This is a genomic window from Brevundimonas sp. M1A4_2e, from assembly GCF_053345555.1.
Window position 1 is genome coordinate 97,023 of record NZ_JBKFAI010000003.1, and the last position, 24,587, is coordinate 121,609.

The following is a 24,587-nucleotide window of genomic DNA, read 5'->3' on the forward strand; positions in this document are numbered from 1 at the left end:
CCATGACGGGGGCGCGCTTCGATCCTTTCTCGGGTGAAGGTCCGCGCTGGCGCGCCGTGCCCGCCTGGCGGCCCTTTCTCGAGGACCTGGCGGCAGGCGTCCTCGACTGGCTGGGCGACGCCCCGCCCGAGACCCTGACCGACGCCACCATCCTGCTGCCCAACCGCCGCGCCGCCCGCGCCTTCTCCTTCGCCCTGGGCAAGCTGGCGGGCGAGCGGCCCGTCCTGCTGCCCCAGGTGCGCCCCCTCGGCGATCTGGAGGAGGACGAGCCGCCCTTCGCCCCCGGCGAGCTGGGCCTGGACCTGCCGCCCGCCATCGCCCCCCTGACGCGCCGCTTCGAGATGGCGCGCATGATCGCCGAAGACTTCCAGCCGGGGATGAAGCCCCTGCGCGCGCTCGAAATGGCCGATGCGCTGGGCGCCTTCCTCGATTCCTGCCAGCTGGAGGAGGTCTCGGACCTGTCGCGCGTCGCCACCCTGGCCGAACAGGATCTGGCCGAGCACTGGCGCGAGAGCGCCCGCTTCCTCGGCCTCGCCGTCGAGGCCTGGCCCAAGCGGCTCGAGGCGCTCGGCCTCGTCGATCCGGCCTGGCGCCGCGCGACCCTGCTGCGCCGTCTGGCTGAGGCGTGGGACGCCCGCCCGCCGCAGGCCCCCGTCATCGCCGCCGGGTCCACCGGCACCGTCCCCGCCGCCGCCGATGTGCTGAAGGCCGTGGCGAAAGCGCCGCAGGGCGTGGTCGTCCTGCCCGGCCTCGATCTCGATCTGGCCGCCGACGCCTGGGACCGCATCGATGACCAGCATCCGCAGGCCGCGCTGAAGGCCCTGCTGACCCGCGCCGAGATCGCGCGCGAGGCGGTCCAGCCCTGGTTCCAGCCGCCCCTCGAGCCCGCCGTCGAGGCGCGCGGCCTGGCCCGCCAACGCCTGATCAACGAGGCCCTGCGCCCCGCAGACGCCACCGACGACTGGCGCGCCGAGATCAAGCGCCTGCGCGCTCGCTCGGCCGAGGCGGGCCGCGCCGCCGACCCCATCGCCGAGGGCCTGTCGGGCCTGACCGTCCTGTCCGTCCGCGCCGAGGAAGAGGCGGCGACCGCCGTCGCCCTGATGATGCGCGAGAGCCTGGAGCAGCGCGGCTCCGACGGCCGCCCGATCACCTGCGCCCTCGTGACGCCGGACCTGCAGCTGTCGCGCCGGGTCGAAGCGCGGCTGGCGCGCTGGGGCATCGTCCCGGACTCCTCCACCGGCCAGCCTTTGTCGCGGATGACGGCCGGGGTGCTGGTCGACCTTTGCGCCCGCTTTCTGGCCGAGCCGCTGAAGCCCCAGACCCTGCTGGCCCTGCTGAAGCACCCGGTGGTCCGCCTCGACCTGGGCGAGACCTCGCTCACCGACGCCGCCGAGGCGCTGGAAGAACATGCCCTGCGCGGCCCGCGTCCGCGCCGCTGGTCCCAGTTGCAGGAACGCCTGCTGAAGGCGGCCCAGCCACGGCGCGGCGGCCTGCCGCTGGCCGACTGGAAGCTGTCCCGTCTGAAGGGCGCGCAGACCCTCGCCGACCGGCTGGAGGCTCTGGCGACCGCCCGCCCCTGTGCGCCGGACGAGGCGGCCCGCACCCTGGCCGCCCTGATCGAAACCCTGGCGGGTCAGAACGCCTGGGCCGGGCCGGACGGCGAGGCGGCGGCCTCTCTGCTGTCGGCCCTGATCGAGGGCGGCGGTCCGCTGGGACCGACCGCGCCCGCCGAGTTCGCCGACCTGATCGCCGCCTTGCTGGCCGAGACCACGGTGCGCACCGGCGGCGCCACCCATCCGTCGCTTCGCATCCTGGGCGCCATCGAGGCGCGGCTGGCGCGGGCCGACCGCATGATCCTGGCCGGGCTGGAGGAGGGCGTCTGGCCCAACGCCGCCCCGGTCGATCCCTTCCTGTCACGGCCGATGCGCGCCGCCCTGCCCCTGCCCGCGCCCGAGCGGCGCCTGGGACAGACGGCGCAGGATTTCGTCCAGGCCGCCTGCGCCGAGGAGGCGATCCTGGTCCACTGCGAACGACGCGGCGGCCAGCCCGCCGTGCGCTCGCGCTGGCTGTGGCGGCTGGAGATGCTGACCCGCGGCGCCGACGCGCCCGACACTCCGGTCAAGCTCAGCGCCCCCGGGGGCGTCATCGACTGGACCGAGGCCCTCGACGCCCCGCCGGCCGGCCCGGCCAAGCTTGCGCCGAGGCCCAAGCCCACGCCCCCGGTCGAGCGCCGCCCGCGCAGCCTCTATGTCACCGGGGTCGAGCGCTGGGTCCGCGACCCCTATGCGCTTTACGCCCGCCGCATCCTCAACCTGGAGCCCATGGAGCGCCCCGGCGCCTCGGCCGAGGCCCTGGCGCGCGGCAACGCCGTGCACAAGGCCATCGAGCGCCTGACCGAGGACTGGCCCGACCTGCTGCCCGACGATCTCGACGCGGTGATCGAGCGCCTGCTGCTTGAGGAGCTGGGCGCCCACGGCTTCGAGGACGCCGCCATGGCCCGCGAGGCGCCGCTGGCGAAAAACGCCGCCCGTTGGCTGGCCGGGTTCGAGACGAACCGACGTGCGCGCGGCGTCACCTTACTGATCGAACAGCAGGGTGCCCTGACCTTCGAGGCCCCCGGCGGCCCCTTCACGCTCAAGGCCTACGCCGACCGCATCGAGGTCGGCGCCCTGTCGGCCGCCGTCATGGACTTCAAGACCGGCCAGGTCCCGACCGCCAAGCAGATCAAGGCGGGCTTCGCCCCCCAGCTGACCCTGACCGGCGCCATCCTGGCCGCCGGCGGCTTCGAAAAGACCAACGGCCCCGTGCCGCCCGAAGAGCTGACCTACGTCCGGGTCGTCGGCCGAAAGAAGGCGGGCGAGGTCGCCGTGCGCGCGGCCGGGCCGGAGGCGCAGATCCTGTCCGACGCCGCGCTGCAAGGCCTGATGGCCCGCGTGGCCGAGTTCGACCGGCCGGAGACGCCCTATCTCTCGTGGGCCGCGCCGCACCTGATGGGCAGCTACAGCCCCTACAATCTGTTGGCCCGGGTCTGGGAATGGCACGTCATCGGCGGGGCCGAGGAAGGAGAGGCGGAATGAACCTCCACATCCGGCCCGAAGACGCCCTCAACCCCCAAACCCGCGCCGCCGACCCGGCACGCTCGGTCTTCGTCACCGCCAACGCGGGATCGGGCAAGACCACCACCCTGGTCAGCCGGGTGGCGCGCCTGCTGCTGGGCGGCGCCGCGCCCTCGGCCATTCTGTGCGTGACCTACACCAAGGCCGCCGCCGCCGAGATGCAGGCCCGCCTGTTCGAGACGCTCGGCAAATGGGCCGTCATGGACGACGGCGAACTGTCGGCTGCGCTGGCCAAACTGGACGACAGCGACCCCGCCGCCCTCAACCCCGCCCGCCTGTCCGAGGCGCGGCGCCTGTTCGCCCGCGCCCTGGAGACGCCCGGCGGGCTGAAGATCCAGACCATCCACGCCTTCTGCGAAAAGCTGCTGCGCCGCTTTCCCATCGAGGCAGGCGTGTCGCCGCGCTTCACCGTGCTGGAGAACGAGGCGGCGATCGCCCTCTCCCACGCCGCGCGCGAAGACCTGGCCCGCGCCGCCCTCCATGACGCCGAGGGGCCGGTCGGCCAGGCCTACAGCCACTTCGCGGTCGAGCTGGACTGGGGCCGCTTCCAGGAGTTGCTGGCCCTGATCGAGAACCGGCGCGCCGAGCTGACCGACTATGTCGCCCGCGTCGCCGACGGCCGCGCGCCTGGCCCCCATGTCCTGACCGGGGCCGATCCGCAAAAGACGCCCGAGGACATCGAGGCCGACTTCCTGCGCTGGCTCAATCCCGCCGACTGGGCCGCTTGCGCCGACGGCCTGGCGACCAGCGGCAAGAACGACCAGAAGATGGCTCAGCGCATGCGCGACGCCATGCCGCCCGACACGACCCTGGCGGCGATGAAGGACATCTTCTTCGACTCCAAGGGCGTCGCGCGCGAGAAGTTCGGGGCCAAGGCTGCGCCGGCTTCATCCACGACCTATCTGGCGAATGTGCAGTTGAAATACCTGGCGGCGCTCGACCGCCAACGCGCCGCCAAGGTCGCCGATGACACCATCAAGCTGCTGACCCTCGCCAACGCCCACGCCGCCCTCTACGAGGCGGCCAAGACGGCGCACGGCGCGCTCGACTTCTCAGACCTGGTGGCGCGCACGGTGGAGCTGCTGACCGTCCGCTCGACCGCCGCCTGGGTGCTGTACAAGCTGGACGGCGGCGTCGACCACGTCCTGATCGACGAGGCTCAGGACACCGCGCCCGAGCAGTGGGCCATCATGCGCGCCCTGACCGGCGAGTTCTTCACCGTCCCGGACACCGACCGCACCGTCTTCGCCGTCGGCGACGAGAAGCAGTCCATCTACTCCTTCCAGGGCGCCCGGCCCGAGCGGCTGAGGCAGGAATCGCAGGTCTATGACAGCCTGATCAGCGGGGCGGGCGGCGCCTTCGAGGGCGTGCCGCTGGAGACCTCCTACCGCTCGACCGAGGCGGTGCTGACCTTCGTGGACGCAGTCTTCGGCACGCCCGAACGCGCCCGCGCCCTGGTCGGCGAAACGGGCGAGATCCCGCACCACACCGCCGCCCGCAAAGGCCAGCCCGGCGCCGTCGAGCTGTGGCCCCTGTTCGTGGACGAGGCCCCGCCCGAGCGCGACGCCTGGACCGATCCCGTCGATCAGGAAGGAACCGCCAGCGCCCGCAAGCGCATGGCTCAGACCCTGGCGAACGAGATCAAGCGCCAGGTCGAGACCGACGTCGTCGTCTTTGACAAGGGCGGTGTCGCGCGCCCCTGCGGCTACGGCGACTTCCTGATCCTGGTCCGCCGCCGCGACGCGACTTTCGAGGAGATCATCCGCGCCCTGAAGGCGGCGGGCGCGCCGGTGGCGGGCGCCGACCGGCTGAAGCTGTCGCAGCACATCGTCTTCGACGACCTGAAGGCGCTCGCCCGGTTCGCCCTCTTCCCCGGCGACGACCTGACCCTGGCCGAGGTGCTGCGCGGCCCCTTCTGCGACGTGGACGAGGACAGCCTGTTCGACCTGGCGGGCCGCGATAAACGCGACAGCCTGTGGCGCGAACTGAAGCGCCGGGCGGACGAGCGGCCCGAGTGGGGCCGGGCGCTGCACCTGCTGCGCGCGGCGCGCGGCGCCCGCGACCTCGATCCCTTCGGCTTCTTCTCAAGCCTGCTGAACCGGGTCGACGCGACAGGCCAGTCCGGCCGCGCCCGCATCCTGACCCGGCTGGGCCGCGAGGCCGAGGAAGCCATCGACGAGACCCTCAATCAGGTGCTGGCCGCCGAGGGACGCGGCGGGACCGATCTGGAGACCTGTCTCGCCCTGCTGGAAGCCGCCGATGTCGAGGTGAAACGCGAGCTGGAAGGCCCGCGCGGCGAGGTCCGCGTCATGACCGTCCACGGCGCCAAGGGGCTGGAGGCGCCGGTCGTCATCCTGCCCGACACGACGATGAAGGCGAAGGCGCAGGGGCCGTCCCTGATGCCTGTCCCGCTGGAGGACGGCGCCGAGGCCTGGCTGATGTGCCCCGGCTCGTCCAAGGAGGACTGCCCCGCCTCGGCCGACGCCCGTGCGGCGCGTGAGGCGCGGGTCGGCGATGAATCTCTGCGCCTGCTCTACGTCGCCCTGACCCGCGCGCGTGATCGGGTGATGGTCATGGGACGCGGCTCGAAACGCGCGCCCGAGGCCGGGGACTGGTGGTCGGTGATCGAAGAGACCTTCGACCGGCTGGGCGATCAGGTGCGCGAGCTGGACGGCGGCGTCCGCCGCTACGGCGCCGATCCTGACAGCCTGCCCGCCGCCGTCGCCGCCGCCGAGATGCGCGCGGAGGCCCCCGCCTGGGCGCGGACCACCCCGCCGCGCGACGCCGCCGCCCGCTTCGCCTCGCCCTCGCAGATGCAGGAGCAGAAACGCATCCCGGCGCCGTCCCCGCTGGCGCGGGGCGAAGGCCCCGGCGCGGGTCTGGGCCGGTTCCGGCGCGGCGACCTGATCCACCGCCTGCTGGAGCGTCTACCCGACCTGCCGTCGCCCGACCGCCCCGACGCCGCCCGCCGGATGCTGGCCCGCGAGCGCGACCTGAGCGAGGACCAGCGCGCCGAGATGATCGCCGCCGCGTTCGGCGTGCTGGACGACGCCCGCTTCGCCCCCGTCTTCGGCCCCGGCAGCCGCGCCGAGGTCGCCCTGACCGGGACCGCGCCCGACCTGCCGCCCGGCGTGTCGATCTCGGGCCGCATCGACCGGCTGGTGGTCACGCCACAACGCGTATTAGTGGTGGACTTCAAGTCCAACCGCCCGGCCCCGGACCGGGTCGAGGACGCCGATCCCGCCTATGTGCTGCAGATGGCCATCTACGCCGCCGTTCTGCGCCGCCTCTATCCCGACCGCGCGGTCGAGGCGGCCCTGGTCTGGACCGACGGGCCGAAGCTGATGGCGGTTCCGCAAGGGCTGATGGACGCCGCTCTCGAAAATGCGCGTTGATTTGTGCGGGATTCGCACCCACATCTGTGGCCGAACGCCGACGCTGCCGTCGGCGCGCGACTATTAAATGCGCTCAAACAGCGAGCCGCCGCGCGGCGAGCGATAGCGCCCTTAAGGAGACTAAAATGGCGACTGTGAAAGTCACCGACGACAGCTTCGACGCCGACGTCCTGAAATCCTCGACCCCGGTCCTGGTGGACTTCTGGGCCGAGTGGTGCGGCCCCTGCAAGCAGATCGGCCCGGCGCTGGAGCAGATTTCGGACGAGTTGGCCGGCAAGGTGACCATCGCCAAGGTCAACATCGACGACAGCCCCATGGTCCCGTCCAAGATGGGCGTGAAGGGCATCCCGACCCTGATGCTGTTCAAGGACGGCCAGATGACCTCGATGAAGGTCGGCGCCATGCCCAAGGGCAAGATCGTCGAATGGCTGGCCGAAGCCGGCGTGAAGGCGGACTGACACACGCACGACTTTTCCCTCCCCCTCCCGGGGAGGGGGGTTGAGGCCGTCAGGCCGAAACCGGGTGGGGGCGGCGCCGGGAACGGGGCGCCGCCTTTTGCTTGTCTGTTGTTCTGAGGCGCTCAGGATCGCCTGGCCCTCCCCGCCCGGTCGCTTCGCGACCACCCTCCCCGGGACGGGGAGGAAGAAGCGCGGCGCCTCGGGATTAGGCCGGCCAGGTCTCGCGGCTGGCGCCCAGCACCTCGCCCGCCAGATACAGCGAGCCGCAGATGACCACCCGCCCGGCGCCCAGGGCCAGGGCGCGGTCGAGCGCGGCGTCCACCGATCCCGCCGCCATCGCGCCGAAGCCGCGTCCCTGGGCGACGGCGGCCAGGGCCTCCGGCTCGGCGGCCGCTCCCTCGAAGCCGACAGTGAAGACCTGGGCGTCGATCCCCTTCAGCGCCTCGAAGAAGCCGCCCGCGTCTTTGTTGGCCAGGATGCCGACGATCAGGGCGGTGGGGCGCGGGGCGCGGGCCTGACGGTCGGACAGGGCGCGGGCCAGGGCGCGGGCGGCGTGCGGGTTGTGCCCCCCGTCCAGCCACAGTTCGGCGTCGACCTTCTGGGCCTTGTCGGCATAAGGCCCGGCGGTCAGCCGCTGCATCCGCGCCGGCCAGCGCACGGACTTCAGCCCCTCGGCGATGGCGGCTTCGGGCAGGTCCAGCTCCAGCGCGGCGGCGACCGCCACGCCCGCATTGTCGAACTGATGCGCGCCGGCCAGGGCGGGCGCGGGCAGGTCCAGGAACCGCTCCGGATCCTGATAGGCCAGGCCGTCGCGCTCGGCCCAGGCGTCGAAGTCCACGCCCATGACGGTCAGGGGCGAGCCCACCTCCGCCGCACGCCGCGCAATCACCGCCATGGCCGCCTCGGACTGGCGCGCCACGACGCCGCGCGCGCCCGCTTTCAATATGCCCGCCTTCTCGCCCGCCACGCCCTCGATGCTCGTGCCCAGGAACTCGGCGTGGTCCAGGTCGACCGGAGTGATGACGCTGAGCAGCGGCCGGGCGATGACATTGGTGGCGTCCAGCGATCCGCCCAGACCGACCTCGATGACGGCCAGGTCAGCGGGGGTTTCGCTCATGGCCAGGAAGCCCGCCGCCGTGGTGCTTTCGAACACCGTGGCCTGGCCGCCGGTCAGGGCCATCGCCGCCTCGACCCGGTCCAGGATGGCGTTCAGGGCGTCATCCTCGATCAGGCGTCCCGCCAGGCGGATGCGCTCGTTGAACCGCACCAGATGCGGCGAGGTATAGGCATGGACGCGCAGGCCCGCCGCTTCTGCAATCGCCCGGATCAGGGCGACGGTCGAGCCCTTGCCGTTGGTGCCCGCGACATGGACCACCGGCGGCAACCTGTCCTGCGGATCGCCGAGCGCGGCGCACAGGGCCCGCATCCGGTCCAGCGACAGGTCGATGCGCTGGGGATGCCGGGCGCGCAGGCGTTCCGAGATCGGGTCCATCAGGGCCGGCTTTACGCCGCCTTCTGCGTCTGGGCGGTTCCGCTCATCAGCATGGACAGGATCAGGCCGAGCGTCGTCGGCAGGTCGGCGCGCGACACCACCTTGTCCACCATGCCCTTGTCCTTGAGGTATTCGGCGCGCTGGAAGCCCGGGGGCAGCTTCTCGCGGATGGTGGTCTCGATCACCCGCGGACCGGCGAAGCCGATCAGGGCGCCCGGCTCGGCCAGGTGGACGTCGCCCAGCATGGCGTAGGAGGCCGTGACCCCGCCCGTGGTCGGGTCGGTCAGCACCACGACGTAGGGCAGCTTGGCCGCCTTCACTTCCTGGACGGCCAGGGTGGTGCGCGCCATCTGCATCAGCGACAGGGCGCCTTCCTGCATCCGCGCCCCGCCGGCGGCGGTGTAGCAGACGAAGGGAACATTGCGCTTCACCGCCTCGCGCGCGGCGGCGATGAAGGCCTCGCCCGCCGCCATGCCCAGCGAACCGCCCATGAAGGTGAAGTCCTGGACGATGACCACGGCGGGCGCGCCGCCGATGCGGCCATAGCCGATGGCCATGGTGTCCTTGCGGCCCGCCGCCTTGCGCGCCGCCGACAGACGGTCGCGATAAGGTTTGCCGTCCGAGAACTTCAGCGGGTCTTCCGGCACGTCGGGCGTGTCGATGCTCTCATACAGGCCGTCGTCGAAAGTGGCCTTCAGGCGCGTGGGCGCATTGATCCGCATATGACGGCCCGACGGCGTGACCCACAGGGCCGCCTCCAGGTCCGAGCGGAACAGCATCTCACCCGTGTCGGGATCCTTGACCCACAGATTGTCCGGGGTGTCGCGCGGGCTGACGATCTTGCGCACGCCGGGCGCGAAACGCGACAGCCAACCGCCGCGAGCCTTGTTCTCAGGATGTTTATCGACCATGGGCGGGCCTTTAGACGGTTTCCGCGAGGAAATCACTATTCTGGGGCGCACTCGTTCGCGCGGCTTTCACCGCATCGGACAGCGTCTTCACCTTGGCCAGAACGCGAGGGACAGCCGGTTCGTTCGCCTCAAGGGCGGCGGCGACTTCGTTCACGAAGACCGAACCGGCGACGACGGCGTCGGCGACGCGGGCGATCTCGGCGGCGCGTTCGGGCGTGCGGACGCCGAAGCCGACGGCGACGGGCAGGCCGGCGGCGCGTCGCACGCGCGCGACGGCGGGCGCCACCTCGGCGGCGACGGCCTCCTTCATCCCGGTCACACCGGCGACCGAGACGTAATAGACGAAGCCCGACGTGCCCTCGGCGATGACCTTGAGGCGGTCGTCGTCAGAGGTCGGCGTGGCCAGCCGGATCAGCGAAACTTCGGCCGCGTCCAGGGCGGCGGACAGCGGCCCGGCCTCTTCCGGCGGGCAGTCGACGACGATGATGCCGTCCACGCCGGCCTCGGCCGCGTCGCAGGCGAAGGCCTCATAGCCGTAGGATTCCACCGGGTTCAGATAGCCCATCAGGATCAGCGGCGTGTCCCGATCGCTCTTGCGGAAGTCGGCCACCAGGTCGAGCGTGCCGCGCAGGGTCATCCCCGCCTTCAACCCGCGCAGGGCGGCGCGCTGGATCGGCGGCCCCTCGGCCATCGGATCCGAGAAGGCCAGGCCCAGTTCGATCAGGTCGGCCCCGGCGGCGGGCAGGCCCTTGAGGATTTCCAGCGCCTCGTCCCGGCTGGGGTCGCCGGTCATGACATAGGGGACGAAACCGGCCCGGTTCTCAGCCTTCAGCTTGGCGAAGCGGGCGTCGATGCGTGCGGTCGTCATTGCGGCAGGGTTCCGGCGACCGGCGAAGCCGGGCCTGAGGTGCAGACATCGCCGGGAATGACCGCGAAGCCCAGATAGCCCGGCGCCGTCGCCTCGGCCGGTTTGCTCTCGTCATAGAAGGCGACCATCTGCAGGCCGTCGCAGCCGCCGCCCTCGCGGCGCCGCACGAAGATGACGCGGTTGTCGTCCCCGTCCGCCGCCAGCCAGTTCAGCGTGCCCAGATGTTCCGTATAGGCGTCGGCCAGGGCGCCGATCTGGTCCAGTTGCGCCGTCACGCAGAAGGCGGGGCTGCGCAGCAGGCCGCCGCAGTCGGCCGCCTCGGTCGCCGGAGGCAGGACGGGCATTCCGGTCGCCGCCGGGCCGGGCGGGACGGTCGGCGCCGTCTGCACCGGCGCCTGTTGGGCGGGCGCAGCGGTGTTCTGCGCCAGGGTCAGGCTGGGCGAAGCGGCCGCCAGAAGGGCGGCGATCAGCAGGGTCTTCATCATTACAACTCCACGCCCAGGTGTTGAGCCACGGTGTTAATGTCCTTGTCGCCCCGGCCAGACAGGACGATGACCAGATCGCCCCCCTTGCCGAGGTCCCGGGCCACCTCGCCGGCGCGCGCCAGGGCGTGCGACGACTCCAGCGCCGGGATGATGCCTTCCAGTTTGCACAGGGTCTGGAACGCTTCCAGCGCCTCGGCGTCGGTGGCCGACAGATATTCGCCGCGACCCAGATCGTGCAGCCAGGCGTGCTCCGGCCCGATGCCCGGATAGTCGAGGCCCGCTGAGATGGAGTGGCCCTCCAGAATCTGGCCGTCGGCGTCCTGCAGCAGATAGGTGCGGTTGCCGTGCAGCACGCCCGAGCGCCCGCCCTTCAGGCTGGCGGCGTGGTCGGGGGTGTCCAGGCCGTGGCCCGCCGCCTCGACCCCGATCAGGCGCACGCCCTCGTCCTCGATGAAGGGGTGCATGGCGCCGATGGCGTTCGATCCGCCGCCGATGCAGGCCATGACGGCGTCGGGCAGGCGCCCGATCTGGCGCTGGGCCTGGGCCTTGATCTCCTTGCCGATCACCGACTGGAAGTCGCGCACCATGGCCGGATAGGGGGCCGGGCCCGCCGCGGTGCCGATGATGTAATAGGTGTCGGCGACGTTGGTGACCCAGTCGCGCATCGCCTCGTTCATGGCGTCCTTCAGCGTCGCCGCCCCGGCCGTCACCGCCGAGACCTCGGCGCCCAGCAGCTTCATGCGGAAGACGTTCGGCTGCTGACGGGCCACGTCGACGGCGCCCATGTAGACGGTGCAGGGCAGGCCGAAGCGGGCGCAGACGGTGGCCGAGGCGACCCCGTGCTGACCGGCGCCGGTCTCGGCGATGATGCGCGTCTTGCCCATGCGGCGGGCCAGCAGGATCTGGCCCATGCAGTTGTTGATCTTGTGCGCGCCCGTGTGGTTCAGGTCCTCGCGCTTCAGCCAGATCTTGGCGCCGCCGAAATGCTCGGTCAGCCGCTCGGCGAAATAGAGCGGGCTGGCGCGACCGACGTAGTGCTCCAGATAGCCGTCCAGCTCGGCCTGGAAGCTCGGGTCCGCCTTGGCCGCCTTATAGGCCGCCTCCAGTTCATGGATCAGCGGCATCAGGGTCTCGGGCACGAAACGGCCGCCATAGGGGCCGAAGCGGCCGTCAGCGTCGGGCCAAGCGTAGATATTGGGGAGAAATGCGTTCACGAGCGGCAGTCTTTCGCGGGAAGGCGACGAAATCAGGACCGGGATACGGCCTTGAGGAAGGCGTGGATCAGGTCAGGGTCCTTAACACCCGGCGCGCTTTCGACGCCAGAGGAGACATCGACCATCGGCGCCCCTGAAATCCGCACCGCTTCGGTGAGATTTTCCGGCGACAGCCCGCCCGCGAGGAACCAGTTTGCCGGAAGAGCCCGATTGCGCATCAGGGTCCAGTCGAACGACGCCCCCACTCCGCCGGGCAGATCGGCCCCTTTCGGCGGCTTGGCGTCGAACAGCAGGTGATCGGCGACGTCCGCCCAATCGGCGACGGAGGCGAAGTCCGCCTCGTCCCGGATCGGCAGCGCCTTGATGATCCCCGCCCCCGTCAACCGCCGCGCCTCGGCCGCGCGGGCCGGCGTCTCGTGGCCGTGCAGCTGGATCAGGTCAGGCCGCAGGATCAGGGCGACCTCGCTCAGCAGGGCGTCGTCGGGATCGACCAGGACGGCGACCACCTTGGCGCGCCCTCGCGCCCGGTCGAATAGGGTGGCGGCGTGCAGCGGCGGGATGTGGCGCGGGCTCTTGGGAAACACCACCGCCCCGACAAAGGCCGCCCCGCCGTCGAGCGCCGCATCCAGCGTATCCGGCGTCGTCAGGCCGCAGATCTTGGTCAGGGTCATGCGCAAATCAGGTGCGCGACTGTGGGGAAGAGGTCAAGCGCCGCACTTCCCCTCCCTTACCCCTCGTCATCCTCCGGCAAGCCGCGCAAGCGGCGCAGACCGGGGGACCCTGCGGCGCCGAAGGCGATCCTTGCGGCAAGCGCGGCGCGTGGGTCTTTCGCCCTGACGGGCGCCGCTGGGTCCCCCGATCTCGCTACGCTCGTCGGAGGATGACGAAAGAGTGGTTCAGTCGAAGATCGAGGCGATCTCATCCTCGCTCAGCAGCCGCCACTCCCCCGGCGCCAGATCATCGCCCAGCGTCAGCCCGCCCAACCGCTCGCGATGCAGGGCCTCCACATGATTGCCCGCCGCCGCGAACATCCGGCGCACCTGATGGTAGCGCCCCTCCGTCACCGTCAGCAGGGCCTCGGTCGGCGACACCGCCTCCAGCACGGCGGGCGCCAGGGGCTTGTCCTCGCCCTCCAGCACCAGTTCGCCCGAGGCGAACAGCGCCCCCTCCGTCCCGTTCAGCGGCCGCGCCAGCGTCGCGCGATAGACCTTGGCCACCTGACGCTTGGGGCTGATCACCCGGTGCAGCAGGTCGCCGTCGTCGGTCAGCAGCAGCAGGCCCGAGGTCTGCTTGTCCAGCCGCCCGATGGTCGAGATCGCCGGATCGCGCCGCCGCCAGCGGTCGGGCAGGACGTCATAGACCAGCGCCCCGTCCTCCTTGTGCGAGCAGGTCATGCCCAGCGGTTTGTTCAACAGGATGACGAGGCCAGGCACGGGATCCAGCGGCTCGCCGTCGATCTCCATGCGGCTCGGCAGGTCGGGCGTCACCGGAATGCGCTGCGACACATCGGTCAGATCGGCGCCGTCCAGCACGACGCCGCCCGCCTTGCCCAGCCGCGCCATCTCGGCCCGCGAGCCGTAGCCCATCGAGCCCAGCAGCTTGTCCACGCGGGACGTTGGAATCTTCTTGCTCATGCCCTACCGCCCTTCGGGCTGCTTGAGGGCTTATGCCTCGCCCTACCGCCCTTCGGGCTGCTTGAGGGCGAGATCACTTCACCGCCTCGAAAATCTTGTAGCCGCCCTGATCCACGACCATCCGCACCCGCTTGAAGGCGGCGTCCAGTTCGGCCTCATAGGGCAGGTGGCGGTTAGCGACGATCCAGGCCGTCCCGCCCTTCCGCAGCATCTCGGCCGCCTTGCGGATGAAGTTCTGGCCCAGCCGCCGGTCCTCGGCCCCGCCGTCGTGGAAGGGCGGATTGCTGACGATGAAATCCAGATCGCCCGCCCCCTCCAGCGTCCGCACATCCGCCCAGTCGAAACTGGCGCGCGCGTCCTCGACATTGCGCTTCGCCGCCTCGACCGCGCGCCGGTCGATGTCGATCAGCCGCAGCGCCGTCACGGCGGGCGCGCGCAGCACCACCGTCGACAGCGCCCCGAAACCGCAGCCCAGATCGGCGCCCGCGCCCTTCAGCGGCGGCAGCACCTGCGCCAGCAGCGCCGTGCCCGGATCGATCCGGTCCCAGGCGAAGACGCCCGGCTGGGACCAGCCCTCCAGCCCCGGGACCACGCGCGGCGCTCCCGCTTCGATGGCGGCGTCCAGCCCCTCGACCGCCTCGGGGCGGATGACGATGCAGCGGCGATGGTGCGCCTTGGCCGTCTCGGCGACCTCAAGCCCGAAGGCCTTCAGCTCCTTGCCCAGGCGCGAGCCGCCCTTGTCCTTGGGCGCCATGACGTCCAGCCGCCCGCCGGGCTTCAGCGCCCTCAGCGCCAGGGCCAGCGTATAGCGCCGCTCCACCGCGCCGGGCGGCGCGTAGAGCATGACGCCCTCGGCCGAGCCGGGCGCGACCGTCTCCAGCGCGCTCGAGCCGGGGATCAGGGGCGAGGTCTGGATCGCCGTCGTGGGCGGATCGAACACGGCGGGCGGGCGGCCGTAGAGAAGCATGGTCATCCCCCGCCTATAATCCCTTCCCCCCTCGCCCGAGAAGCCGCCCGCGCCTAAGCTGACGCTCATGCCCGAATTACCCGAAGTCGAAACCGTCCGTCGCGGCCTTCAGCCCGTGCTGGAGGGCGCCCGCCTGAGCGCGCCGCGTCAGAACCGGCCGGACCTGCGCTTTCCCTTTCCCGAACGCTTCGTCGAGCGGCTGGACGGGGCGACGGTGCTGCGGCTGGACCGGCGGGCGAAATATCTGCTGTTTCCCCTGTCGACCGGCGAGACCTGGATCACGCACCTAGGCATGACCGGCCGCTTCACCCTGGAGGGCGTCGCCCCCGGCCTGTTCGAAACGGACGCCCCCGTCGTGGGCAAGCATGAGCATATGAGCCTGACCGCCGACCGGGACGGGGTGCTGACGCGGCTGGGCTACGCCGATGCGCGGCGCTTCGGCTTCATGGGCCTGATCCCGACCGAGGCGGTCGAGGGGCACGCCTGGTTCGCCAAACTGGGGCCGGAGCCGCTGGGCAACGCCTTCTCGGGCGCGCACCTGGCCGAGGCCTTTGCCGGCAAGGCGCAGAACATCAAGGTCAGCCTGCTGGACCAAAGCATCGTGGCCGGTCTGGGCAATATCTATGTGTGCGAGGCGCTATACCGGGCGCGCATCTCGCCCCGGACAGCGGCGGGCAAGGTCAGCCGCCCCCGGCTGGAGCGATTGGCGGTCGAGGTCCGCAACGTCCTGCATGACGCCATCGCCGCAGGCGGCTCGACCCTGAAGGACTTCGCCAATGTCGAGGGCGGACAGGGCTATTTCCAGCATCGCTTCGACGTCTATGGCCGCGAGCATGAGCCGTGCCGCACGGAAGGCTGTCGCGGCGTGGTGAAGCGCATCGTGCAGGGCGGCCGCTCGACCGTCTTCTGCCCGGTCTGCCAGAAGTGAGTGACGAGTGGCGAGTGGCGAGTGACGTGCCAAAGCAAGAGGCTGGCGCGATGCAGCGACCCTCCAAGCCTTGTCTGAGACCGACAGAACCTTCTAATCACTCGCCATTCGCCATTCGCCATTTCGGGAGCCCCTCATGGCCGACGCCTATTCCACCCTGCTGATCGAACGCCACGCGGACGGCTATGCGGTCGTCACCCTGAACCGGCCCGAGGCGCTGAACGCGCTGAACACCACCCTGACCGGCGAACTGGGAGACTTTCTGGAGAGCGTGGCCGACGACGACAGCGTGCGTTGCGTGGTGCTGACCGGCTCGGTGAAGGCGTTCGCGGCGGGCGCCGACATCAAGGAGATGGCGGATCAAGCCTATGCCGACATGTATCGCGGCAACTTCTTCGCCCGCGCCCACGATCGGGTGGCGGGCTTCCGCAAGCCGATCATTGCGGCGGTGTCGGGCTATGCCCTGGGCGGCGGGTGCGAACTGGCCATGCTGTGCGACTTCATCATCGCCTCGGACACGGCGAAGTTCGGCCAGCCCGAGATCAATCTGGGCGTGGCGCCCGGCATCGGCGGCTCGCAGCGCCTGACCCGCGCCGTGGGCAAGGCCAAGGCGATGGACATGTGCCTGACCGGCCGAATGATGGACGCCGCCGAGGCCGAACGCTCGGGTCTGGTGTCGCGCGTCGTCGCCGCCGACGCCCTGCTGGACGAGGCGCGCGCCGCCGCCGCCAAGATCGCCGGACAATCGATCCTGGCCGTCATGGCCAATAAGGAACTGGTCAACGCCGCCTTCGAGACGACCCTGGCGCAAGGGGTGGTGTTCGAGCGCCGGCTGTTCCACTCCCTGTTCGCCTTCGACGATCAGAAGGAAGGCATGGCCGCCTTCGTCGAGAAGCGGAAGCCCGCCTTCACCGGCCGCTGAGTCTGGCGTCGGGGCCGGCCGCATGGGGCGCAAACCCCGGCCCCGACTCAATTCCGGGCGGATCGCGTTGACCGTTCGGAGGCTTTCCGCTATAGCCGCCCGCTCTTGAGATTTTCTCGCCGTGGACGTGTGGTTTACGGCGTTTTCGTTCGAAGGTTTTTACCCGATGGCCAACAATGCAGGCGCCCGCAAGGCGATCCGCAAGATCGAAGCGCGGACCGAAGTGAACAAGGCCCGCCGCACCCGCGTTCGCACCTACCTGCGCAAGTTCCAGGAAGCCGTCACGGGCGGCGACGTGGAATCCGCCAAGGCTGCGTTCATCACCGCCCAGTCGGAACTGATGCGCGCCGTGTCCAAGGGCGTGGTTCACAAGAACACCGGCTCGCGCAAGGTCAGCCGTCTGGCCGCCCAGCTGAAGAAGCTGTCGGCCGCCTGATTTCGCAACGCGCTCGGACGAGTCTTCACGGCTTCGTCAAACATCGTAATGCGACGGTCACGGAAGGCCCTTAACCGGCGTTTCGTGAAAAAATGCATGAATTTCAACGGCGAGGAAGCGCAAGCTCCCTCGCCGTCTTGCTGTCTGCTGCTAAGTCAGACCGGCCGACTCCGGCGATTGATTAAGGCGAAATCGCCATTTTCCTAAGCCCTGCCGGGGTTTGCTGGAGTCAATCAATTTAAGTGCGAATCTCGACTCGAATCAGCGTTGATCTCCGCCGTTCCGAGGGTAAGTTGAGGGGGTAACGCACTTCCATCCTGTCTGGATGAAGACGAGGGAAATCAATGATTTCCCTCGACGCGAGATGTCTGTCTGTGAGTACGACCCCGCTTGCGAAGCCCGGCTTCGCGAGACGAGAGAAGTCGTCCCCGGACCTCGTCTCGAAGAGCGTTCGTCGGTGATAACTCTTGTGGCGGGTGTTCTTCATGATCGGGGGCGTGGCGATGGCGGGTATGACGGATCCCAACCGTATCTGGACGGAGGCGGCGGACCGCCTGAAAACTGAGATCGGCGACGGACCCTTCAGCAGCTACATCGCGCCTTCGGCGGTGCGGGTGGATTCTCAGGGCAATCTGATCCTGGTGACCCCGACCGCCTATGCGCGCGACTGGGTGCGCAAGAACGCCCTGCGTCGGATGAACGAGCTGTGGCTGGGCCTGGACGGCCTGTCGCGTCGCCTTGAGGTCCGCTGCCGCGCCGAGATGGGCTCCGTGCCCCCGGCTTCCGCCTCGCGTGAAGCCCCGCGCCTGGCCTCGATCAGCGCCGCGCCGGCGGCCGCGCCTGCCGCCCCCGCCTTCGCCCCGGCCACCGACGGCGCCCGCGCCGTGCGCGCCGCGGGCCTGCAGGAACGCCTGACCTTCGACAGCTTCGTCGAGGGCCACGGCAACGCCTTCGCCCTGGCCATCGCCAAGCAGGTGGCGTCCTGGGCCGACGGCCACTTCAACCCCGTCTTCTTCTGCGGCCCCTACGGCTACGGCAAGACCCACCTGCTGAACGCCATCGCCTGGGAGGCGCAACGCCTGCGCCCGGACGCCAAGGTGGTCTATCTGACCGCCGAACGCTTCCTGTCGACCTTCGTGCGGGCCATGCAGGACCGCTCGACCGCCGCCTTCAAGGAAAGCCTGCGCTCGGCCGACATGCTGCTGCTGGACGACGTCCAGTTCGTCGGCGGCAAGACGAGCACCCAGGAAGAGCTGCTGAACACGCTGACCGCCCTGATCGAGGACGGCAAACGCATCGTCCTGTCGGCCGACCGCGCGCCGGTGGCCCTGACCGACGTCGAGCCGCGCCTGCGCAGCCACCTGGCCGCCGGCCTGACCTGCCCGGTCGAGGCGGCGGACCGCGACCTGAAGGTCGCCGTCGCTCAATCGCGTCTGAACGCTCTGGCCAAGCTGGGCGTCGTCACCGGCGAGGCTCGTTCCGAGGTGCTGGAGCACCTAGTGGACCGCACCCCCGGCTCGATGCGCGAGCTGGAAGGCGCCGTGAACACCCTGGCCGCCGTCGCCGGAAGCCGCCTGTCGGCCCTGACCGTCGACGAAGTCCAGACCCTGCTGGGCGCCGCCCTGCGCACGGGGCCTGAGCGCCGCATCACCGTGGACGAGATCCAGAAGACGGTGGCCGAGCACTTCAACCTGAAACAGGCCGACCTGCTGAGCGAGCGCCGCACGCGCGCCATCGCCCGCCCGCGCCAGGTCGCCATGTATCTGTGCAAGCAGCACACCACGCGCTCCTACCCCGACATCGGCCGCCGCTTCGGCGGGCGCGACCACACCACCGTCCTGCACGGCGTGCGCAAGATCGAAGAGCTGATGCCCAAGGACGACCAGATCGCCCGCGACGTCGAGGCCCTGACGCGCAAACTGCGCGGGTAAGCCGGGCAGCATCACCGCCCCCTTCTTTCGTCATCCTCCGGCTTGACCGGAGGCCCCAGCGGCGCCGAAGGCGATCTTCGGCCGCAAGCGCCGCGCGCGCGTCTTCGCGCTAACGCGCGCCGCTGGGTTCCCCGGTCTGCGCCGCTCCGCGGCTTGCCGGAGAATGACGGAAAGAGGATCCGGCCTGTGGAAATCGGGGGCAAGCGCCTCTGCCCGTTGCCCCTTTCGCTCAATGCGCTAGTGTTCCTGCCCATATTTACGGCGACGCTGCTTCGACAGGGTCGCGACCGGGCGAGACCATATGCAGCTGACCATCGAACGTTCCGCGCTTCTTCGGGCCCTGGGGCACGTCCAGAGCGTGGTCGAGCGTCGCAACACCATTCCGATCCTGTCCAACGTGTTGCTGAGCGCCGGGCGCGACCGCCTGTCGTTCGCCGCCACCGACCTGGACATGGAAATGGTCGACGAGGCCGAGGCCCAGGTGAACGTCGAGGGCCAGATCACGGCTCCGGCCCACACCCTGTATGAGATCGTGCGCAAGCTGCCGGACGGCGCCGAGGTGTCGCTGACCTATTCCAGCGACGATCCGCGTCTGGTCGTCTCGGCAGGGCGGTCCAAGTTTAACCTGCCGGTGCTGCCGGCGGGCGACTTCCCGGTCATGTCGGCCGAGGCGTCGGGCGCGCGCTACACCCTGCCCAAGGAAGACCTGGCGCGCCTGATCGACAAGACGCGCTTCGCCGTCTCGACCGAAGAGACGCGCTACTATCTGAACGGCCTTTATCTGCACACCGTGGCCGACGGCGGCATTCCGCTGCTGCGCGCCGTGGCCACCGACGGCCACCGCCTGGCCCTGGCCGAGACCCCGGCGCCGGAAGGCGCGGCGGGCGGCCCCGGCGTCATCGTGCCGCGCAAGACCATCGATCAGGTCCGCCGCCTGCTGGACGACGGCGCAGGCCCGGTCGAGGTCCAGGTCTCGGCCCAGAAGATCCGCTTCGAGTTCGGCCAGGCCAGTCTGACCTCAAAGGTCATCGACGGCGCCTTCCCGGACTATCTGCGCGTCATCCCCAAGGGCAATGACAAGCAGGCCGACATCGACAACAGCCTGTTCGCCAAGGCCGTCGACCGCGTGGCCACCATCTCGGCCGAGAAGAGCCGCTCGGTGAAGCTGGCCTTCGACAACGACCGGGTGAAGCTGACCGTCCGCAACATGGAGGCCGGCCAGGCCGAGGAAGAGGTCGAGATCGGCTATTCCGACGAGCCGTTCGAGATCGGCTTCAACGCCCGCTACCTGCTGGACGTCGCCGGCCAGATCACCGGCGAGACCGCCCACTTCAAGTTCGCCGACCCGGCCAGCCCGACCTTGGTGCTCGACCCGGCCGACGTGGGCGTTCAGTACGTGCTGATGCCGCTGCGGGTGTAGGGCTTGTAGCAACAACCGCTCACCCCGGCGGACGCCGGGGTCCAGTGAGGGCCGCGCCGAGGAGGTTGGATGTATTTCTACACCTACATCCTGGCCGGCCGGCGCAACGGCGTCCTCTACACCGGCTCGACCGACGACCTGCTGAAGCGGGTCATGGAGCATCGCGCGAAGCTGCGCGGCGGTTTCACGGCAAATACGAGGTCTCCCGCCTGGTCTGGTATGAGCACCACGGAACGCGCGACGAGGCCTTTCGTCGCGAGCGCCAGATCAAGGAATGGCGCCGCGCATGGAAGCTCGATCTGATCGAGCGGATGAACCCAGCTTGGGATGATCTGCTGCCGACATTGCTTTGAAGCGGCGGAGCGCCCCCTCCCCCGCTCATCCCGGCGGACGCCGGGATCCAGTCCTTTGGCTTCAAGCGCAGGGGGCGTGGTTCGCACTGGACCCCGGCGTCCGCCGGGGTGAGCGGTTTCTTAGGGGGCCTCCGCCCGTCAAATCGGTGTATCTGCTGACCAACGCATGATCACCTCCCTCGCCCTCACCGACTTCCGCTCTTACGCGGGCGCGACTCTGCCGGTCTCCGGCGGGACGGTGGTGCTGCACGGGCCGAACGGAGCAGGAAAGACCAATCTGCTAGAAGCCGTCAGCCTGCTGACCCCCGGCAAGGGGCTGCGCGGGGCGACGGCGGCCGAGATGGGGCGGCGCGAGCCGGGCGAGGCGGTCGGGCGGCCCTGGGCCGTGGCGGCGACGCTTAGGGGCGCTGATGGCGACGAGGTCCGCCTGGGCACCGGCGTTCAGACCATGGGACCGTCGGCGCGGCGCATCGTGCGCATCGACGGCGAGACGGCCCCGCCGGGGCGGCTGCTGGATCACCTTCGCCCCGTCTGGGCCACGCCCGAGCAGGACCGGCTGTTCTCGGACGCGCGGGCCGAGCGGCTGCGGTTCTTCGACCGGCTGGTTTTCGCCGCCCATCCTGACCACGCCGCCGTCGTCTCCACCTATGAAAAGGCCCTGCGCGAGCGGCTGCGCCTGCTGACCGACGAGACGCGCCCGGCCGACCCCCTGTGGCTCGACGCCCTGGAGGCCCGGCTGGCCGAGAGCGGGGCGCGCGCCGCCATGGCCCGCGCCGCCGCGCTGAAGGAACTCCAGGCCGGCATCGACGCCCGCGCCGACCGCCCCTTCCCCCAAGCCGATCTGGGGTTGGCCGGTCCGGCCGAAGAGATGGCGACGGCGGGCGCGGACGAGGCCGACATCGTCGAGGCGCTCGGAGAAGGCCTGATGCGCGCGCGGGCCCGCGACGCCGCCGCCGGGCGCAGCCTGTTCGGCCCGCACCGCTCGGACCTCACCGCCCTGCACCGCGAGAAGAACCGGCCCGCCGCCGAAGGCTCGTCGGGCGAGCAGAAGGCCCTGGTGCTGAACCTGATCCTGGCCCAGGTGACGCGCCTGGCCCATCCTGAATCCGGGCAACCCGCCCAACCGATCCTCCTGCTGGACGAGGCCCCCGCCCACCTCGACGAAACCCGCCGCGCCGCCCTGTTCGACGAGATCGAGGCGCTGAAGCTTCAGGCCTTCATGACCGGGACGGAGCGGCCGCTGTTCGCGGCTTTGGAGGGACGGGCGCAGTTCGTGGCCGTGGAGGGCGGGGGGCTGTCTTCCCCTTCTCCCCTTGTGGGAGAAGGTGGCGGGCGGAGCCCGACGGATGAGGGGTGACCACGCGACCTTGCCGGTTTTCCCGAGCCTTCAGCCATCGTACTTAAACCTCACGCAGACACCCCTCATCCGAGCGCCTTCGGCGCCCACCTTCTCCCGCAAGGGGAGAAGGGAAAGAGTGGCTTTTCCCGTCCAATTTCCTATATATCGGAGACTTCGGGACGCGCTGATTTGCGCCCCTGAGACAGGCGGTCGAACCGCCGCCTCTTCCCCGTCCGCCCGCGGACCCTGAGCCGACGTTTTCATGACCGAACAGACTGCTCCCTCGCCCGAATACGGCGCCGATTCCATCAAGGTTCTCAAAGGCCTGGACGCGGTGCGCAAGCGCCCCGGCATGTATATCGGCGACACGGACGACGGCTCGGGCCTGCACCACATGGTCTATGAGGTGGTGGACAACGCCATCGACGAGGCCCTGGCCGGCCACGCCGATCTGGTCACCGTCACCCTGAACGAGGACGGTTCGGTCACCGTGACCGACAACGGGCGCGGCATTCCGGTGGCCACGCACGCCGAGGAAGGCATCTCGGCCGCCGAGGTCATCATGACCCAGCTGCACGCCGGCGGTAAGTTCGACCAGAACTCCTACAAGGTGTCGGGCGGCCTGCACGGCGTCGGCGTCTCGGTTGTCAACGCCCTGTCGGACTGGCTGGAGCTGGTCATCTATCGCGAGGGCAAGAAGCACAGCGTGCGCTTCGAGCGCGGCGACACCGTGCGGTCGCTGGCCGTCATCGGCGACGCGCCGATGCGCGAGGACAAGGGCCGTCTGCTGACCGGCACCGAGGTCACCTTCTATCCGTCGATCGACACCTTCAGCCACATCGACTTCGACCTGAAGACGCTGGAACATCGCCTGCGCGAAATGGCCTTCCTAAACTCGGGCGTGGTCATCAAGCTGAGCGACAAGCGCGGGCCCGAGCCGGTCGAGATCCTGCTGCACTATGAGGGCGGGGTCGAAGCTTTCGTGCGCCACCTCGACAAGTCCAAGACGCCGATCCTGAAGGACGTCATCGTCATCCGCGGCCAGAAGGACGGCATCGAGCTGGACCTGGCCCTGTGGTGGAACGACAGCTACCACGAGACGATGTTGTGCTTCACCAACAACATCAACCAGCGCGATGGCGGCACCCACCTGTCGGCCTTCCGCGCCAGCCTCACCCGCGTCATGGGCGCCTATATCGAGAGCTCAGGGCTCGCCAAGAAGGAAAAGGTCTCCGTCTCGGGCGAGGACGCCCGCGAGGGCCTGACCTGCGTCCTGTCGGTCAAGGTCCCGGACCCGAAATTCTCCAGCCAGACCAAGGACAAGCTGGTCTCGTCCGAGGTGCGTCCGGCCGTCGAAAGCCTGTGCTCCGAGGGTCTGTCGACCTGGTTCGAAGAACACCCCGTCGAGGCCAAGCTGGTCGTCTCCAAGATCATCGAGGCCGCCTCGGCGCGTGAAGCCGCCCGCAAGGCGCGCGACCTGACCCGGCGCAAGTCGGCGCTGGAGATCTCATCTCTGCCCGGCAAGCTGGCCGACTGTCAGGAGCGCGATCCGGCCAAGTCCGAACTGTTCATCGTCGAGGGCGACTCGGCCGGCGGCTCGGCCAAGCAGGCGCGCAACCGCGAGAACCAGGCGGTCCTACCCCTGCGCGGCAAGATCCTGAACGTCGAGCGCGCCCGCTTCGACCGGATGTTGTCGTCCGACACCATCGGCACGCTGATCCTGGCGCTGGGCACCGGCATCGGCCGCGACGACTTCGACGCGGACAAGCTGCGCTATCACAAGATCATCCTGATGGCCGACGCCGACGTCGACGGCGCCCACATCCGCACCCTGCTGCTGACCTTCTTCTATCGTCAGATGCCGGAGTTGATCGAACGCGGCCACGTCTACATCGCCCAGCCGCCGCTCTATAAGGTCTCCAAGGGCAAGCAGCACCGCTACATCAAGGATCAGGCGGAGATGGACGCCTATCTGATTGAGGAAGGCAGCGCCGAAGCGACGCTGGAGCTGGCCTCGGGCGAGGTGCGCGCCAGCATGGACCTGCAGGAACTGGTCCGCGAGGCCAAGGCGTTCAAGGCCCTGGTCGACCGCCTGGCCAGCCGCGCTCCGGCCTTCGCCATCGAACAGGGCGCCCTGGCGGGCCTGTTTGACGAAAACACCGGCGAGCTGGCCGAGCGCGCCACGCGCGCAGCCGAGCGGCTGAACCTCTACGCCGAGGAAGGCGACGGTCCGTGGAGCGGCGAACTGGCCGCCCAGGGCGGCGTGGCCTTCACCCGCGTGCGCCGCGCCGTCAGCGAGACCATCGTGCTGGACGAGGTGCTGGGCCGTTCGCTGGACGCCCGCCGTCTGGCCGAGCGCGCCGCCGCCTTCGACGGTCTGTTCGCCACCCCGGCGGTCTATCGCCGCAAGGACAAGACCACGACCATCCGCGGCCCGCTGGACCTGCTGGCGGCCGTGCTGGACGCGGGCAAGAAGGGCATCGCCATCCAGCGCTACAAGGGTCTGGGCGAGATGAACCCGGAACAGCTGTGGGAGACGACGCTGGACGCCAACGCCCGCACCCTGCTGCAGGTCAAGGTCGAGCACGGCGACGACGCCGACGACCTGTTCGCCAAGCTGATGGGGGACGTGGTCGAGCCCCGCCGCGAGTTCATCCAGGAAAACGCCCTGGACGCCGCCGTCGACGCCTGACGGTTAGAGCGGAATCGGTTGAGTTG

General features: G+C 70.0%; 19 protein-coding genes. 11 read left to right on the top strand and 8 right to left on the bottom strand.

What is annotated here, in order from left to right:
- Nucleotides 1-2: 2 nt before the first annotated feature.
- The 3 genes from addB to trxA all read left to right on the top strand — a co-directional run bounded on the left by addB (nucleotide 3) and on the right by trxA (nucleotide 6,969).
- Nucleotides 3-3,077, top strand: coding sequence for a double-strand break repair protein AddB (addB, locus tag ACLBV5_RS07460; protein ID WP_447605288.1), 3,075 nt, complete (start codon nucleotides 3-5; stop codon nucleotides 3,075-3,077).
- Nucleotides 3,074-6,511 (top strand): double-strand break repair helicase AddA, encoded by a 3,438-nt coding sequence (gene addA, locus ACLBV5_RS07465; RefSeq protein ID WP_447605289.1) that lies wholly within the window; start codon nucleotides 3,074-3,076, stop codon nucleotides 6,509-6,511. The genes addB and addA overlap by 4 nt, the downstream gene beginning before the upstream one ends.
- 125 nt (nucleotides 6,512-6,636) lie before the next feature.
- Nucleotides 6,637-6,969, top strand: a complete 333-nt coding sequence (gene trxA, locus ACLBV5_RS07470; protein WP_025978019.1) for a thioredoxin — start codon at nucleotides 6,637-6,639, stop codon at nucleotides 6,967-6,969.
- Nucleotides 6,970-7,174: 205 nt separating this feature from the next.
- Here the strand turns inward: trxA and ACLBV5_RS07475 are convergent, their stop codons facing one another.
- From ACLBV5_RS07475 to ACLBV5_RS07510, 8 genes are all read right to left on the bottom strand, one after another.
- On the bottom strand, nucleotides 7,175-8,461 hold the full coding sequence (locus tag ACLBV5_RS07475) for a bifunctional folylpolyglutamate synthase/dihydrofolate synthase (protein ID WP_447605290.1): 1,287 nt from the start codon (nucleotides 8,459-8,461) through the stop codon (nucleotides 7,175-7,177).
- 11 nt (nucleotides 8,462-8,472) lie between these two features.
- A complete protein-coding gene (locus ACLBV5_RS07480; protein ID WP_025978017.1) occupies nucleotides 8,473-9,372 on the bottom strand; it encodes an acetyl-CoA carboxylase carboxyltransferase subunit beta in 900 nt (299 codons plus the stop codon).
- Between the two features lie 10 nt (nucleotides 9,373-9,382).
- Entirely contained in the window at nucleotides 9,383-10,240 is an 858-nt protein-coding gene (gene trpA, locus ACLBV5_RS07485; RefSeq protein ID WP_447605291.1) for a tryptophan synthase subunit alpha, read from the bottom strand.
- Complete coding sequence (locus ACLBV5_RS07490) at nucleotides 10,237-10,725, bottom strand: hypothetical protein (RefSeq protein WP_134581819.1); 489 nt, start codon at nucleotides 10,723-10,725, stop codon at nucleotides 10,237-10,239. Before ACLBV5_RS07490 ends, trpA begins: the two co-directional genes overlap by 4 nt.
- Entirely contained in the window at nucleotides 10,725-11,939 is a 1,215-nt protein-coding gene (gene trpB / locus ACLBV5_RS07495; RefSeq protein WP_313634009.1) for a tryptophan synthase subunit beta, read from the bottom strand. The genes ACLBV5_RS07490 and trpB overlap by 1 nt, the downstream gene beginning before the upstream one ends.
- Before the next feature lie 32 nt (nucleotides 11,940-11,971).
- Nucleotides 11,972-12,610, bottom strand: coding sequence for a phosphoribosylanthranilate isomerase (locus tag ACLBV5_RS07500; RefSeq protein ID WP_278069998.1), 639 nt, complete (start codon nucleotides 12,608-12,610; stop codon nucleotides 11,972-11,974).
- A gap of 225 nt (nucleotides 12,611-12,835) precedes the next feature.
- On the bottom strand, nucleotides 12,836-13,573 hold the full coding sequence (locus tag ACLBV5_RS07505; protein ID WP_447605292.1) for a pseudouridine synthase: 738 nt from the start codon (nucleotides 13,571-13,573) through the stop codon (nucleotides 12,836-12,838).
- Between the two features lie 73 nt (nucleotides 13,574-13,646).
- Nucleotides 13,647-14,546 (bottom strand): class I SAM-dependent methyltransferase, encoded by a 900-nt coding sequence (locus tag ACLBV5_RS07510; protein ID WP_447605293.1) that lies wholly within the window; start codon nucleotides 14,544-14,546, stop codon nucleotides 13,647-13,649.
- Between the two features lie 61 nt (nucleotides 14,547-14,607).
- Between ACLBV5_RS07510 and mutM the strand changes: the two genes are divergently transcribed.
- From mutM to gyrB, 8 genes are all read left to right on the top strand, one after another.
- Nucleotides 14,608-15,468 (top strand): bifunctional DNA-formamidopyrimidine glycosylase/DNA-(apurinic or apyrimidinic site) lyase, encoded by an 861-nt coding sequence (mutM, locus tag ACLBV5_RS07515; protein WP_447605294.1) that lies wholly within the window; start codon nucleotides 14,608-14,610, stop codon nucleotides 15,466-15,468.
- Nucleotides 15,469-15,604: 136 nt separating this feature from the next.
- On the top strand, nucleotides 15,605-16,390 hold the full coding sequence (locus tag ACLBV5_RS07520; protein WP_447605295.1) for an enoyl-CoA hydratase: 786 nt from the start codon (nucleotides 15,605-15,607) through the stop codon (nucleotides 16,388-16,390).
- Nucleotides 16,391-16,556: 166 nt separating this feature from the next.
- The gene (gene rpsT, locus ACLBV5_RS07525) at nucleotides 16,557-16,826 is read left to right on the top strand and encodes a 30S ribosomal protein S20 (RefSeq protein ID WP_025978008.1); all 270 of its coding nucleotides are present in this window, start codon (nucleotides 16,557-16,559) and stop codon (nucleotides 16,824-16,826) included.
- Between the two features lie 503 nt (nucleotides 16,827-17,329).
- On the top strand, nucleotides 17,330-18,757 hold the full coding sequence (dnaA, locus tag ACLBV5_RS07530; protein WP_235599165.1) for a chromosomal replication initiator protein DnaA: 1,428 nt from the start codon (nucleotides 17,330-17,332) through the stop codon (nucleotides 18,755-18,757).
- 301 nt (nucleotides 18,758-19,058) lie between these two features.
- Entirely contained in the window at nucleotides 19,059-20,177 is a 1,119-nt protein-coding gene (gene dnaN, locus ACLBV5_RS07535; protein WP_447605297.1) for a DNA polymerase III subunit beta, read from the top strand.
- A 69-nt stretch (nucleotides 20,178-20,246) separates the two neighbouring features.
- Nucleotides 20,247-20,480, top strand: a complete 234-nt coding sequence (locus ACLBV5_RS07540; RefSeq protein ID WP_447605298.1) for a GIY-YIG nuclease family protein — start codon at nucleotides 20,247-20,249, stop codon at nucleotides 20,478-20,480.
- A 216-nt stretch (nucleotides 20,481-20,696) separates the two neighbouring features.
- Entirely contained in the window at nucleotides 20,697-21,887 is a 1,191-nt protein-coding gene (recF, locus tag ACLBV5_RS07545) for a DNA replication/repair protein RecF (protein WP_447605299.1), read from the top strand.
- A gap of 244 nt (nucleotides 21,888-22,131) precedes the next feature.
- Nucleotides 22,132-24,561 carry a DNA topoisomerase (ATP-hydrolyzing) subunit B gene (gene gyrB / locus ACLBV5_RS07550; protein WP_447605300.1) on the top strand — a complete coding sequence of 810 codons (2,430 nt, stop codon included), beginning with the start codon at nucleotides 22,132-22,134 and terminating at the stop codon, nucleotides 24,559-24,561.
- The last annotated feature ends 26 nt before the right edge of the window (nucleotides 24,562-24,587 follow it).

Excerpts from the sequence above, each read along its gene's own strand:
- rpsT (WP_025978008.1), top strand. The coding sequence starts at position 16,557 with ATGGCCAACAATGCAGGCGCCCGCAAGGCGATCCGCAAGATCGAAGCG.
- ACLBV5_RS07475 (WP_447605290.1), bottom strand. The coding sequence starts at position 8,461 with ATGGACCCGATCTCGGAACGCCTGCGCGCCCGGCATCCCCAGCGCATC.
- ACLBV5_RS07500 (WP_278069998.1), bottom strand. The coding sequence starts at position 12,610 with ATGACCCTGACCAAGATCTGCGGCCTGACGACGCCGGATACGCTGGAT.
- ACLBV5_RS07490 (WP_134581819.1), bottom strand. The coding sequence starts at position 10,725 with ATGATGAAGACCCTGCTGATCGCCGCCCTTCTGGCGGCCGCTTCGCCC.
- dnaN (WP_447605297.1), top strand. The coding sequence starts at position 19,059 with ATGCAGCTGACCATCGAACGTTCCGCGCTTCTTCGGGCCCTGGGGCAC.
- trxA (WP_025978019.1), top strand. The coding sequence starts at position 6,637 with ATGGCGACTGTGAAAGTCACCGACGACAGCTTCGACGCCGACGTCCTG.
- recF (WP_447605299.1), top strand. The coding sequence starts at position 20,697 with ATGATCACCTCCCTCGCCCTCACCGACTTCCGCTCTTACGCGGGCGCG.
- ACLBV5_RS07540 (WP_447605298.1), top strand. The coding sequence starts at position 20,247 with ATGTATTTCTACACCTACATCCTGGCCGGCCGGCGCAACGGCGTCCTC.
- ACLBV5_RS07480 (WP_025978017.1), bottom strand. The coding sequence starts at position 9,372 with ATGGTCGATAAACATCCTGAGAACAAGGCTCGCGGCGGTTGGCTGTCG.
- dnaA (WP_235599165.1), top strand. The coding sequence starts at position 17,330 with ATGGCGGGTATGACGGATCCCAACCGTATCTGGACGGAGGCGGCGGAC.
- addB (WP_447605288.1), top strand. The coding sequence starts at position 3 with ATGACGGGGGCGCGCTTCGATCCTTTCTCGGGTGAAGGTCCGCGCTGG.
- ACLBV5_RS07510 (WP_447605293.1), bottom strand. The coding sequence starts at position 14,546 with ATGACCATGCTTCTCTACGGCCGCCCGCCCGCCGTGTTCGATCCGCCC.
- ACLBV5_RS07520 (WP_447605295.1), top strand. The coding sequence starts at position 15,605 with ATGGCCGACGCCTATTCCACCCTGCTGATCGAACGCCACGCGGACGGC.
- addA (WP_447605289.1), top strand. The coding sequence starts at position 3,074 with ATGAACCTCCACATCCGGCCCGAAGACGCCCTCAACCCCCAAACCCGC.
- gyrB (WP_447605300.1), top strand. The coding sequence starts at position 22,132 with ATGACCGAACAGACTGCTCCCTCGCCCGAATACGGCGCCGATTCCATC.
- mutM (WP_447605294.1), top strand. The coding sequence starts at position 14,608 with ATGCCCGAATTACCCGAAGTCGAAACCGTCCGTCGCGGCCTTCAGCCC.
- trpA (WP_447605291.1), bottom strand. The coding sequence starts at position 10,240 with ATGACGACCGCACGCATCGACGCCCGCTTCGCCAAGCTGAAGGCTGAG.
- ACLBV5_RS07505 (WP_447605292.1), bottom strand. The coding sequence starts at position 13,573 with ATGAGCAAGAAGATTCCAACGTCCCGCGTGGACAAGCTGCTGGGCTCG.